General features: G+C 56.0%; 11 protein-coding genes. 4 read left to right on the top strand and 7 right to left on the bottom strand.

The features are described 5' to 3' along the window. Window positions 1-56: 56 nt before the first annotated feature. A complete protein-coding gene (manA, locus tag PGR29_RS00425) occupies window positions 57-1,235 on the bottom strand; it encodes a mannose-6-phosphate isomerase (protein ID WP_316423825.1) in 1,179 nt (392 codons plus the stop codon). Window positions 1,236-1,431: 196 nt separating this feature from the next. On the opposite strand from manA, the gene fumA reads away from it, so the two are divergent. After that, window positions 1,432-3,078 carry a class I fumarate hydratase FumA gene (fumA, locus tag PGR29_RS00430; protein ID WP_316423826.1) on the top strand — a complete coding sequence of 549 codons (1,647 nt, stop codon included), beginning with the start codon at window positions 1,432-1,434 and terminating at the stop codon, window positions 3,076-3,078. Window positions 3,079-3,222: 144 nt separating this feature from the next. After that, window positions 3,223-4,623 (top strand): class II fumarate hydratase, encoded by a 1,401-nt coding sequence (gene fumC / locus PGR29_RS00435; protein ID WP_316423827.1) that lies wholly within the window; start codon window positions 3,223-3,225, stop codon window positions 4,621-4,623. On the opposite strand, the gene tus is transcribed toward fumC, so the two are convergent. Both tus and rstB read right to left on the bottom strand, forming a co-directional pair. After that, window positions 4,613-5,545: a DNA replication terminus site-binding protein gene (tus, locus tag PGR29_RS00440; protein ID WP_045392408.1), complete on the bottom strand. Its 933-nt coding sequence runs from the start codon at window positions 5,543-5,545 to the stop codon at window positions 4,613-4,615. The genes fumC and tus overlap by 11 nt on opposite strands. Before the next feature lie 73 nt (window positions 5,546-5,618). After that, window positions 5,619-6,920: a two-component system sensor histidine kinase RstB gene (gene rstB / locus PGR29_RS00445; protein ID WP_113374685.1), complete on the bottom strand. Its 1,302-nt coding sequence runs from the start codon at window positions 6,918-6,920 to the stop codon at window positions 5,619-5,621. A gap of 190 nt (window positions 6,921-7,110) precedes the next feature. Between rstB and PGR29_RS00450 the strand changes: the two genes are divergently transcribed. Beyond that, the gene (locus PGR29_RS00450) at window positions 7,111-7,692 is read left to right on the top strand and encodes a hypothetical protein (RefSeq protein WP_316423828.1); all 582 of its coding nucleotides are present in this window, start codon (window positions 7,111-7,113) and stop codon (window positions 7,690-7,692) included. Window positions 7,693-7,698: 6 nt separating this feature from the next. Here PGR29_RS00450 and rstA read toward each other — a convergent pair whose 3' ends face one another. Continuing rightward, on the bottom strand, window positions 7,699-8,415 hold the full coding sequence (gene rstA / locus PGR29_RS00455) for a two-component system response regulator RstA (protein ID WP_032707933.1): 717 nt from the start codon (window positions 8,413-8,415) through the stop codon (window positions 7,699-7,701). 125 nt (window positions 8,416-8,540) lie between these two features. Between rstA and PGR29_RS00460 the strand changes: the two genes are divergently transcribed. Beyond that, on the top strand, window positions 8,541-8,876 hold the full coding sequence (locus PGR29_RS00460) for a GlpM family protein (protein ID WP_015366825.1): 336 nt from the start codon (window positions 8,541-8,543) through the stop codon (window positions 8,874-8,876). Here PGR29_RS00460 and folM read toward each other — a convergent pair. The 3 genes from folM to ydgH all read right to left on the bottom strand — a co-directional run bounded on the left by folM (window position 8,873) and on the right by ydgH (window position 12,143). Next, on the bottom strand, window positions 8,873-9,595 hold the full coding sequence (gene folM, locus PGR29_RS00465) for a dihydromonapterin reductase (protein ID WP_308958977.1): 723 nt from the start codon (window positions 9,593-9,595) through the stop codon (window positions 8,873-8,875). The genes PGR29_RS00460 and folM overlap by 4 nt on opposite strands. Window positions 9,596-9,632: 37 nt before the next feature. After that, window positions 9,633-11,015 carry an amino acid permease gene (locus PGR29_RS00470; RefSeq protein ID WP_015366823.1) on the bottom strand — a complete coding sequence of 461 codons (1,383 nt, stop codon included), beginning with the start codon at window positions 11,013-11,015 and terminating at the stop codon, window positions 9,633-9,635. 177 nt (window positions 11,016-11,192) lie between these two features. Further along, on the bottom strand, window positions 11,193-12,143 hold the full coding sequence (ydgH, locus tag PGR29_RS00475; RefSeq protein WP_032711543.1) for a DUF1471 family protein YdgH: 951 nt from the start codon (window positions 12,141-12,143) through the stop codon (window positions 11,193-11,195). Between the last annotated feature and the right edge of the window lie 75 nt (window positions 12,144-12,218).

Consider the following 12,218-nt stretch of genomic DNA (forward strand, 5'->3'; position numbering starts at 1 on the left):
GGTTGTGTTGTCATGATGGGGGAAGTCTAGCAACTGCGGATTAAAAGTTCAGTAACTTACTTAAGCTTATTGAACACGCGCGCCAGACGACCGTTGCCGCTGACCTGTACCGGTGATTCGTTGCAGGCGATAAACGCCGATTCACCCGGCTGCAGGGTCAGGCGCTGCTCGCCTTTACGTAGCGTTGCTTCGCCTTCCACGCAGAACAGAATCGAGGCGCTCTCTTGCGCCAGAGAGTCCTCATTACTGGACAGCTCGTGCAACGAGAAGGCGAAATCATCGACCGGGATTGGGAAATCCAGCTCGCTGCCGTGTTGTTCCGGCTGAGTCAGCAGCTCAGAGGCAGGTTTGGCGACAAATTTCACGTTCGCCACCAGTTCCGGAATATCGATGTACTTCGGCGTTAGACCGGCGCGCAGCACGTTATCCGAATTGGCCATCACTTCCAGCGCGACGCCCTGCAGGTAGGCGTGCGGGGTCTCGGCGAACAGGAACATCGCTTCGCCAGGGTTCAGTTTCACCACGTTGAGCAGCAGCGGGGAGAAGAGGCCGCTGTCATCCGGGTAGAATTCAGCGATCAGACGAATGGTCTGCCACGGTTCGCCCTGTTGGCGGTCGAGGGCGTTTTGCAGCACGTTGAGCGCATGCGCTTTTTCCTCACCTTTCATATTCAGCAGGCTGGCGAACAGCTGGCTTAAACGCCCGGCATCCGGCTGTTGAATGAATTCGCCAATTGCCGGATGCGCCTCGGCAACCGGCTGCAGCAGCGCGACAATTTCATTAAATTCGCGGAACGCGTTCATGGCGAGGAACGGCGTCAGGGCGAAGACCAGCTCCGGCTTGTGATTGGGATCTTTATAGTTGCGCTCGGCGGCATCCAGCGGAATACCCGCGGCGTTCTCTTTGGCAAAGCCAATTTCCGACGCGCGTTTATTCGGGTGAACCTGGATGGAGAGCGGCTGGGCGGCGCACAGTACTTTGAACAAGAACGGCAGTTCGCCGAAACGCTCGGCGACGTTAGTGCCGAGAAGGGCATTTTTATCGGCCTCAATGACCTCGCGCAGCGACTGCGGCTGGCCGTTGGCGTTTAGGATCCGCGAACTGCTTTTGGGATGTGCGCCCATCCACAATTCCGCCATCGGCAGGTTGTCCGGATTGGCGATACCGTAAAGGTTGGTTAACGCGGTGTGACTTCCCCATGCATAGTTTTGCACTGAGTTAATGAGCTTCTGCATTCTCAATCCCTGTTTCCACATAAAAATGTTGGCTCTATTAAACCAACAAATCGTCGAGAAGCAACTGCTGAAAGAAAAAGTCGTCCTTGTCTCAGTTTTTGTTAAAAAATTGTGTAAGATTGATCGACTCGCTTTTCTACAGGCAAATGGAGTGTCTGCCTGAAACATAATCAGCCAAGCAGTAAGTGAGAGTACAATGTCGAACAAACCGTTTGTTTATCAGGATCCTTATCCGCTTAAAAAGGATGACACCGAGTATTATCTCCTCAGCAGTGATTACGTCTCCGTCGCCGAATTCGCCGGCCAGGAAGTTCTGAAGGTTGAACCTCAGGCGCTAACCTTACTGGCCCAACACGCGTTCCACGACGCCTCCTTTATGCTCCGCCCGGCACACCAGCAGCAGGTCGCGGATATCCTCAACGACCCGGAAGCCAGCGAAAACGACAAATACGTCGCGCTGCAATTCCTGCGTAACTCCGATATCGCCGCCAAAGGCATTCTGCCGACCTGTCAGGACACCGGCACCGCGATCATTATGGGGAAAAAGGGGCAGCGCGTATGGACCGGCGGCGGCGATGAAGCCGCGCTGGCGCAGGGCGTGTACAACACCTATATCCAGGACAACCTGCGTTACTCGCAGAACGCGCCGCTGGACATGTATAAAGAGGTTAACACCGGTACCAACCTGCCGGCGCAGATCGATCTTTATGCTACCGATGGCGATGAGTATAAATTCCTCTGTATCGCCAAGGGCGGCGGCTCCGCGAACAAAACGTATCTCTACCAGGAAACGAAAGCGTTAATCACCCCGGCGAAGCTGAAAAACTACCTCGTCGAGAAGATGCGCACACTCGGTACCGCAGCTTGTCCGCCGTACCATATCGCCTTTGTGATTGGCGGCACCTCTGCGGAAGCCACGCTGAAGACGGTGAAATTGGCCTCGACCAAATACTACGATGGCCTGCCGACCGAAGGTAACGAACATGGCCAGGCGTTCCGCGATGTGCAGCTGGAGCAAGAGCTGCTGCTGGAAGCGCAGAACCTCGGCCTCGGCGCGCAGTTTGGCGGCAAATACTTCGCCCACGATATCCGCGTGGTCCGCCTGCCGCGTCACGGCGCGTCCTGTCCGGTGGGGATGGGGGTCTCCTGTTCTGCCGACCGTAACATCAAAGCTAAAATCAACCGCGACGGCATTTGGCTGGAGAAACTGGAGAGCAACCCAGGGAAATATATCCCTGAACATCTGCGCCAGGCCGGTGAAGGCGAAGCCGTGAAGGTGAACCTCAATCAGCCGATGAGCGAGATCCTGGCGCTGCTGTCGCAGTATCCGGTGTCGACTCGTCTGTCGCTGAGCGGCACAATCATCGTGGCTCGTGATATTGCCCATGCCAAGCTGAAAGAGCTTATTGATAATGGCGAAGCGCTGCCGCAGTATGTCAAAGATCACCCTATCTACTACGCCGGCCCGGCGAAGACGCCGGATGGTTACGCCTCCGGTTCTCTGGGGCCGACGACCGCTGGCCGCATGGACTCGTATGTCGATCTGTTGCAATCGCATGGTGCGAGTAAAATCATGCTGGCCAAGGGTAACCGTAGCCAGCAGGTGACCGATGCCTGCCACAAACACGGCGGTTTCTATCTCGGTAGTATCGGCGGCCCGGCGGCGGTTCTTGCGCAGCAGAGTATCCGCAGCCTTGAGTGCGTGGCTTATCCGGAGCTGGGAATGGAAGCTATCTGGAAAATCGAAGTGGAAGATTTCCCGGCCTTTATCCTCGTTGATGATAAAGGTAACGACTTCTTCCAGCAGATCCAGACATCGCAGTGCTCGCGCTGCGTGAAGTAAACGACACCGCCCTTCGGGGCGGTTTTTGTTTGGGCCGCTTTAGCGGCACGAACGACTAAAACAACTAATAATTCTGGTTAATACTTAATCCTTTAAGCAGGTGAGCTTGTCGCTATGACGCACTTTGAATCCAAGGAGAAAGTAATGACAACGCATCGCAGTGAAAAAGACTCGATGGGCGCCATCGACGTCCCGGCCGATAAACTTTGGGGCGCGCAGACCCAGCGCTCGCTTGAGCATTTCCGTATCTCAACGGAGAAAATGCCTGATGAACTGATCTACGCGCTGGCGCTGACCAAACGCGCGGCGGCGAAGGTGAACCAGGACCTGGGCCTGCTGGCGGCGGACAAAGCGGGCGCCATCATCGCCGCCGCGGATGAAGTCCTCGCCGGTAAGCATGCGCAGGAGTTTCCGTTAGCTATCTGGCAAACCGGCTCCGGTACCCAAAGCAACATGAATATGAACGAAGTGCTGGCTAACCGTGCGAGCGAGTTGCTTGGCGGCGAGCGCGGCATGGCGCGCAAAATCCACCCCAATGATGACGTCAATAAAAGCCAGAGCTCGAATGATGTTTTTCCAACAGCGATGCACGTCGCGGCGCTAATCGCGCTGCGCGAAAAGCTACTCCCACAGCTACAGGCGCTGCGGGACACGCTACAGGAAAAGTCGCTGGCCTTCGGTGACATTGTTAAAATTGGCCGCACTCACTTGCAGGACGCTACGCCGCTGACGTTAGGGCAGGAGATCTCCGGTTGGGTCGCGATGCTGGAACATAATCTCCGGCATATTGAACACAGCCTGCCGCATCTCGCTGAGCTGGCGCTGGGCGGTACGGCGGTTGGCACCGGCTTGAATACGCACCCGGAATATGCGGTGCGGGTGGCGGCGGAACTGGCGTCGCTTAGCGGGCTACCGTTCGTCACCGCGCCCAATAAATTTGAAGCGCTGGCCACCGTGGATGCGCTGGTTCATGCCCACGGCGCGCTGAAAGGGCTGGCGGCTTCGCTGATGAAAATCGCCAACGATGTGCGCTGGCTGGCCTCCGGGCCGCGCTGTGGCATAGGGGAAATCGCCATTCCGGAGAACGAACCGGGATCCTCCATTATGCCCGGCAAAGTCAACCCGACGCAGTGCGAAGCGTTGACCATGTTGTGCTGTCAGGTGATGGGTAACGACGTGGCGGTGAATATCGGCGGCGCGTCAGGCAACTTTGAGCTTAACGTCTATCGGCCAATGGTCATCCACAACTTCCTGCAGTCGGTACGCCTGCTGGCGGACGGTATGGAGAGCTTTAATGAGCACTGCGCGGTGGGCATTGAGCCAAACCGCGAGCGGATCGGCCAGTTGCTTAATGAGTCGCTAATGCTGGTGACCGCGCTCAATACCCATATCGGCTACGATAAAGCGGCGGAGATCGCCAAAAAAGCGCACCATGAAGGGCTGACGCTGAAAGCCGCGGCGCTGTCGCTTGGTTACCTGACGGAAGCCGAATTCGATAGCTGGGTGCGCCCGCAGGATATGGTTGGCAGCCTTGCTACTCGCTAGCCAGCCATAAATGCAGACGCGGGATCAGTAATCGTAACGACTGCGCCTGCGGCTTGTGGCGGTACTGCACGTTATCGGCATCGTAATTCAAAAGTTCGCCGAGATCCGGCACGCTTACCCCATGCGTGCCGGAGATAAGCGCAATTAGCGGGCCGGGGCAGGCGTACTGCACCTGCTTCTGCTCGCCGGCATACCACACTCTGGCAATCGGCTGTACCTTGACCGGGCGTTTGATTTTCAATTTTGCCCGCTGCGGCAGGGCGGCGATATCCTGAAATTCCCTTTCCAGCTTGCTTTGCCACTGTTCGCGGGTCCAGGGCGGCACCGCGCGCGGCGATTGCAGGCTCTTCTCTAGCTGCATTAATACTTCATCGCGGGTCAGATTTTTAATCACATGCTTATTGGCCCAGCCGAAGCGGATGGTGCTGGGGTCGAGCAGCGGCGTCAGGGTACGATAGGCGCTAAGGGTAATCAGGCCGGGCAGATGGCGGTGAACCCATTCGAAACGCGCGGCGGCCGGCAAACCGGAATCGACGGTGACGATTTTCTCAAACGCCGCTTTCAGCGCGTTAATGGCGCTGATTTTCTCCAGCAGCTCCGCCTGCTGTTGCGTATCAACCGCCAGGCAAATCGCCCCGGGGAGGCGTACCGCCGCCTTGCTGCTGCGGTTTTCCGACTGCTGCTGGATAAACAGGTGGCTGTAGTGCCTGAGCGCCATCTCCAGCGCGCTTTGCCCGACGTGCTGGGTGACCTGAATGGTATCCAGCGGCGCGTGCTCCGCCTCTTTACTTACCGCCGGTAATTCGAAAACCCGCGCCGCCAGCAGACGGCAGCGGCTCAGCGACGCTTTGAAGGTTTGTAGTTCGCGCTCAAGCTCACGAAAGGTGTCATTTAAGCGCGCAACGAGGTCGTAGCTAGCCATGATTACCGCCTTAGTTACAACATACTGTTTGAGTATAAACTATACGCAGGCCGTGACGCCTGCGCAAGTTCAGCTAAGCAGAGGTAAAAGCGGGAAGCTGGTGGTAAATGGGCCAGCTGAAAATGAATGCCGCGCCGCCGAGCGAGCTTTCGTCGCAGTGGACCTCACCGGCCATCGCCTGAGCAATACTGTGTACAATCGCCAGCCCCAGGCCGCAGCCGCCGGTGGCGCGATCGCGGCTGGGATCGAGACGGACAAACGGCTCGAATACCCGTTCGCGTTCTTCAAGGGCGATACCCGGGCCATCATCTTCCACTCGCAGCGTCGCCCTTGAACCGGCCAGCGACAGGCCAATCTGAATATGTTGCTGACTGTAGCGCAGGGCATTATTAACCAGGTTATCCAGCACGCGCTCCATTAAACGCATATCCAGCGCGCCGTAGTCGCCCTCCGTAAGCTGGCGCAACGCGACTTCACGCTGCGGATTGACCAGTTGTATATCCTCGACGTGCGCGCGGATCCAGGCCGGGAAATCCGGGGTAGTCAGGTTGAGTTCGTTCTGCGGGCGATCGAGGCGCGCGTAGGTGAGCAGTTCTTCAATCAGCGCTTCTAGTTGCCCGATATCGCGGTTGAGAGCCAGCGACTCGGCCTCGGTCAGATTTTCGCTCATCTCCAGGCGATAGCGCAGGCGCACCAGCGGCGTGCGTAGTTCATGGGCGATACCGTCAATAAGCTGTTTTTTACTGGCTATCAGGGCGTTGATATTATCCGCCATCTGGTTAAAGGCCACGCCGAGTCGCTCGAAGCTCGACATGCTATCGAAATGGATGCGCTCGCTAAAATGGCCTTCGCCGAAGCGCTGTGCGGCGGTTTCGATACGCAACATATCCTGCCAGTGCGGACGCATCCAGATAAACACCGGGAAAGCCAGTGAAATAGCGATAAACGCCATCAGCGCGACGTCCAGCAGGCGCATCTCATGCAAAAAATAGAGATAGGGCACCGGGCCGACCGACAGGACGTAATGGCTGCGCGGGATGCGTTGAATAAAGGTGTACTGATCGTCCAGCGCCACGATATCGCCCGCGCGCAGATGCTGCATCGAGCTTTCCGAGAGCTTGAACTTGCTTAACGGTTCAATGTGCAGATCGAAAGAGAGGTTGAGGTCCAGCTCTTTCAGCGTGTTGCTCCAGTCGCGCGGCGGGATCTCGCGCAGTTCGCTGCGCATCAGATAGAGCGAGCTTTTCATCAGATCGTCCAGCGACTGGCGTCCGGCGCGCTCGGCGGTGAATTTATACACCAGGCCGACCAGCATGGTCATGACCAGGAAGCAGACGAACAGCAAAAGGTAAAACTGCACAAACAGTTTTTTCATTAATCATCACCGGTCATTAACTGGGTTATCTTGCGTCAAAAGATTCTACAGGAGAAGGATCCCGCTCGGCAAAGTTCTCACCGACACGCCAGGCCAAATGACCGATAGCCGTATTGTGCCATTTCCCCGGCCTGTCAGGTGCCAGCCTCTCTGTTAATTTAAGCGCCCCTTAAATGATGGAGAGCGCCAGATGACTAAGCCCGTGTATTTGCATGCTGATAATGATGTTGAGATTTTGAAAACCTTCGATATGGTCTTGAGCCATATGCAGGCGATCGCCGACCCTTATCAGTGGAAGTGGGTGATTACCGGCTGGCACAGCATCCTGCAGAACGCGATGGTGTTGGCGCTGTGTCAGGGCAATGACTTTCAGGTCTACCTGGCCGACGGTAAAGCGTCGACACAAGAAATCTTCCAGCAAATCTGTAACGACGATTTCTCCAACATCAATAAACTGCAGCTGCCGTCCTTCATGGCGCTATACCGTGCGACGAGGGAGAGCAGCGCCTTCACACCCAGCGAAGTCTGTACGGTGGCGGTGGGCAAGCTTCACCAGCTGCGTAACGATTTCATCCATTATCATCCGGGAGGCTGGAGTCTACAGGTCGATGGTTTACCGCAATGGATTCAGGCGAGCGGCGAACTACTGGATCATTTCCTCGCCAGCGGTGAGGTCGTACGCTGGTATGACGAAAACGACGAAATGGCATTCAGAGAGAAATACGCTGAATTTCAAGACCGACTACACGGTGTGATGTCGGTCTATTCCTGACGCGGATTAATTATCCCAGGCGTGCGGGGCAAACAGATAGCCTTTGTTGCGCACCGTCTTGATGCGGTAGGGCTCGGTGGCGTTGTCGAGCAGCTTTTTACGCAGGCGTGAAATCGCGACATCGACGCTGCGATCCATGCCGTCGTAGCTGACGCCGCGGAGATTTTTCAACAGCGCATCGCGATCCATAATCTGCCCGGCATGGGTCGCCAGTTCCCACAGCAGGTCGAAATCGGCGGTGGATAAAGCCACGTTGTCGCCGCCGAGCAATACCTGACGGTTAACCGGGTCGATCGACAGCGAACCAAAAACAATGGCTTTATGCGGCGTCAGGGTTGCGGGAGCTGGCATCGACGGCGAAGCCACGTGCTGGCGCAGATGCAAACGCAAGCGGGCCAGCAGCACCGCAGGTGGGGTGGTTTTGAGGATGTAATCACTGGCGCCCATCTCCAACGACAGAATATGGTTCATATCGCTATCGAGCGAGGTCAGCAACACGATCGGACCCTGCCACTGGCTGCGCAGGTCGCGGCACAGCGTCATCCCGTCTTTGCCAGGCAGCATGATATCCAGCAGTACCAGATCGGGTTGTTCACGAGCAATAACCTCTTCGGCCCGGTCGCCGCGCGGCTCAACAACCACGTCCATATCATGTTTTCCCAGATAGGCGGCGATAAGCGCGCCAACTTCGGGCTCATCCTCAACAAAAACGATCTTATTCATATCTTACGCGTATAAATTAAAAAGCTAACATACACCGCCCGCAAATTGCCTGCCATTAATCTTTCATAAACAAATGTTCTTCCGTTATGCTGGTAGAAATTGTTGTTCAAATGTTAAGGCACGAAATGGGGCTGTTGATTAAAGCGCTGCTGGGAGCGCTGGTGGTGGTACTGATAGGCGTACTGTCAAAAACCAAAAATTACTATATTGCCGGCTTAATTCCGTTATTTCCGACCTTCGCGCTTATTGCCCACTATATCGTCGCCAGTGAGCGTGGCATTGAAGCGCTACGCACGACTATTGTCTTCGGTATGTGGTCAATCATACCGTATTTTATCTACTTACTTTCGTTATGGTACTTCACTGGCGTAATGCGCCTGCCTTACGCGCTGGCAGGCGCGGTGATCTGCTGGAGTCTGGCGGCCTGGCTGCTCATCCTCGGCTGGAGCCGTTTCCACTAGCGCAGCGGTCGGCCGCCGTCGACAGCGAAAGAGCGGCCGGTGACGTAGCAACTGGTGAACAGATAATCGATGAGGTCGATAATCTCTTTTTCACCCGGCGCGATTTTCATCAGCGATTTATCCAGCGCCTGTTTACGATATTCAGCGTCATCATGCTCGTTGAACATAATCAGCGATGGCGCGATGGCGTTGACCTTTACTTCCGGGGCCAGCTTACGGGCGAAAGAGCGGGTCATATTATCAAGCGCCGCTTTACTGGCGGCATAGGCGATATGCTTATCGCTGCCGCGTTCCACCACGTAGTCGGTAATATGAATAATATCGCTGGCCGCATGACCAAAACCGCGCAGCAGGCTCTCCAGCGCGTGGTTAAGCAAATAGGGCGCGTGGACATGAATTTGCATCATCCGCGATATCACCGTGGATAACGGCACACCGGGTTTTTCCGCCATCCAATCACTGGCGTTATGAATAATCGCGCGCAGGCCGTTGGTCTGCGCTTTCACCGCTTCCGCGAAGGTAAGAATACCGTCGTCGCTGCTGAAATCAGCCTGCAGACACACCGCGCCGGCTTCGCGCAGGGTGTCAATCGAAGGATAATGCTGGCGATAGCTGACGATCACCGGTTGCTGCTGGTTTAAAAAATGGTGTGCCAGAGCGAGGCCGATACGGCGGCCTGCTCCCGTGATCAGGACCGGACGAGGCTGTGCTTCAGCCATGGGTATCTCCTTTCAAGTTCAGCGGTAGGGCAACCGCTTACCCCACCAGCATCCACGTTGCCGGAACGGCGGCAACCAGCAAAAAACCAATTAATGCCATTTCACGGCGTTTGAGCATGCGATCGTGCTGGTGAGTACGCCGGGCGTACAGGAAAACCAGAAGACCCGGAGCGTAAAGTACCACCGACAATAGCAAATGCACAGGACCGGACGCATACAATAACCATAAGCCATAAACGCACGCGCCGACACCCACGGCTTTGTGTAAAGGACGCACGGCAATCTTAAGCAGGAAAGCGCCGACGAGGAAATAGGGCACCAGAATCATTTCTGAGGCGATGGTTAGCAGGGTACCGTAGTCAGATCCGGTAAGCCAAATCAGCACCAGACAAATCTGCACGCTGATGTTGGTCAACCACAGTGAGGAAGAGGGCGCATTATTCTTATTGGTTTTGGCAAACAGGCGCGGGAACGCTTTGTGCGTCGCCGCCAGATACGGCACTTCGGCGGCCATAATGGTCCAGCTTAAATAGGCGCCGCAGACGGAGATAATTAATCCCGCGGCGATCACTACCTCGCCCCATGACCCCATCATCTTGACCATCAGGCCAGCCATCGACGGGTTGCGCATTTCAGCCAGTTCTGGGCGGGCGACAACGCCCAGCGACAGCAGGGTGACCAGCAGATAAACCGCCAGCGCCGAGACCACCGCCAGTAGCGTCGCACGACCAACGTCGCGCTTATGACGGGCGCGGGCGGAAACCACGACCGCGCCCTCCACGCCGATAAATACCCACAGGGTGATCAGCATGGTGTTTTTCACCTGTTCCCATACCGGTACGCCGAGAGCGATACCGCTGAAATCGAGGCGGAAAGTATCGAGCCGGAACGCGATAGCGGCCAGCGCTACGAAAGCGCCGAGCGGCAACAGTTTAGCCAGCGTCGCCACCAGGTTAATGCCTGCCGCGGTCTGGACCCCACGCAGCACCAGAAAATGCACCACCCATAGCAGCACGGACGCGCCGACGATCGCCTGCCAGGTGTTACCGTCACCAAAAATACGCATCTCCGGCGTATCGGTGAAGAAACTCAGGGCCGAGAAGACGATTACCAGGTAGGAGACATTGGCAATCACCGCGCACAGCCAGTAACCCCAGGCGGAACAGAAACCGATCAGTTCGCCAAAACCTTCGCGAGCATAGGTAAAGATACCGCCGTCCAGTTCCGGACGGATTCGGGTCAGCAATAGCATGGCGAAAGCGAGGAATAAAATCCCGACGCCGGTGATGGCCCAGCCGATAAGCAGAGCGGATGGGCTGGCAACGGCAGCCATGTTTTGCGGCAAACTGAAAACGCCCGCGCCCAGCATGGAGCTGAGTACCAGTGCGGTCAGGGCGCTAAGGCCCAGTTTCTTTTCCATTGTATTCCCGAGGTGGCAACAGTGAATCAAGAATATTTATTTGGCGAAATCGCATAAAAATGGAGGATTACGCTAAGGCGCGGGATTTTACGGAGTGTCTTGTACGCATGCAATGGCGGCGGGCGAAAAAATGCAAAAAGGCGACGTGATGTCGCCTTTTTGAGCAGCTGAAACCGATTACTTATACAGGTCGGCGCTGATGGTGATATTACCGCCACGTTCCTGCCACTGGCGGGTGATGTGGTAATATTTCGCCCCTTTCTTGGCCGCGCGTTTCGCGGTCTGATAGGAGATTTCCGTCATGTTGCCATAGTTACCGGTGAATTTGATGCTATCAAACGGCACCATCTGCGCGGCGGTGATTTTGTTCACCTCTTCAACTTTCGTGCCGTCCGGCAGGGTGACAGTGTAACGTCCGCCTTTCGACGATTGGGTTTCGTAGAACAGCCCTACGCCGGTACCTGCGCCGACCGCGGCAGAGGAGGCCACGCCTGGGATTTCGACGTTTTTAGCAGCTTCGCCGCCTTTCGCCAGAGCGGCGCGACCGGCTTCAGAATCAGCAGGAATCGCATCCGGGCTCTGCAGTACGCGCTTCTGCGCATCCTTTTTATAAATATAAGCGGTGATGCGCTGGTTGCCGCCCTGGTTGGCGTCAACCTGGCGGACGATGAAGAAAGCATACGCGCCTTTAGCTTTTGCCGCTTTGGCGATGGCGTCGTTGACTTCCGGCTGGCTACGATAGAAGCCCTGCACGGTCACTGTGTCATATGGCATCAGCGCGACGGCCTGATCTTTCGGCAGTTCCATCACGCCGTTAATAATACGGTTTTTCGGGGTATCCGCCTGCGGGGCGTTTTCTTTATAAAAATCCGCCGTTACGCGCCAGTTGCCGCCGTTGCCGAAATCTGAGGTGTCGACAACATAAAAGGAAGCTGCGCCATCTTTATCCGCCTTACGGGAAACCGCCTGTACGGCATCGCCAATCGCGTTAAAACGGCCAGTGACGACGACGCGGTCATAGGGCTTCAGCGCTGCCGCTTGCTCCGGAGTCAGCTCGGTCGCTGCATGGGCAGACAACGCGGTGGTAGCCAGAAGAGCAGACGCCAGGAGTGTGTTCTTAAGCTTCATAAAAATAATCCTTTGCCTTGCGCAAACCATGTACTGGTATTGTTGTTGACTGAAAACAGGTGATTATTGCATTTA

This window comes from Klebsiella sp. 141203, assembly GCF_032601985.1.
GTDB classification, from domain to species: Bacteria; Pseudomonadota; Gammaproteobacteria; order Enterobacterales; family Enterobacteriaceae; genus Klebsiella; species Klebsiella aerogenes.

Excerpts from the sequence above, each read along its gene's own strand:
- manA (WP_316423825.1), bottom strand. The coding sequence starts at position 1,235 with ATGCAGAAGCTCATTAACTCAGTGCAAAACTATGCATGGGGAAGTCAC.
- fumA (WP_316423826.1), top strand. The coding sequence starts at position 1,432 with ATGTCGAACAAACCGTTTGTTTATCAGGATCCTTATCCGCTTAAAAAG.
- fumC (WP_316423827.1), top strand. The coding sequence starts at position 3,223 with ATGACAACGCATCGCAGTGAAAAAGACTCGATGGGCGCCATCGACGTC.
- tus (WP_045392408.1), bottom strand. The coding sequence starts at position 5,545 with ATGGCTAGCTACGACCTCGTTGCGCGCTTAAATGACACCTTTCGTGAG.
- rstB (WP_113374685.1), bottom strand. The coding sequence starts at position 6,920 with ATGAAAAAACTGTTTGTGCAGTTTTACCTTTTGCTGTTCGTCTGCTTC.
- PGR29_RS00450 (WP_316423828.1), top strand. The coding sequence starts at position 7,111 with ATGACTAAGCCCGTGTATTTGCATGCTGATAATGATGTTGAGATTTTG.
- rstA (WP_032707933.1), bottom strand. The coding sequence starts at position 8,415 with ATGAATAAGATCGTTTTTGTTGAGGATGAGCCCGAAGTTGGCGCGCTT.
- PGR29_RS00460 (WP_015366825.1), top strand. The coding sequence starts at position 8,541 with ATGGGGCTGTTGATTAAAGCGCTGCTGGGAGCGCTGGTGGTGGTACTG.
- folM (WP_308958977.1), bottom strand. The coding sequence starts at position 9,595 with ATGGCTGAAGCACAGCCTCGTCCGGTCCTGATCACGGGAGCAGGCCGC.
- PGR29_RS00470 (WP_015366823.1), bottom strand. The coding sequence starts at position 11,015 with ATGGAAAAGAAACTGGGCCTTAGCGCCCTGACCGCACTGGTACTCAGC.
- ydgH (WP_032711543.1), bottom strand. The coding sequence starts at position 12,143 with ATGAAGCTTAAGAACACACTCCTGGCGTCTGCTCTTCTGGCTACCACC.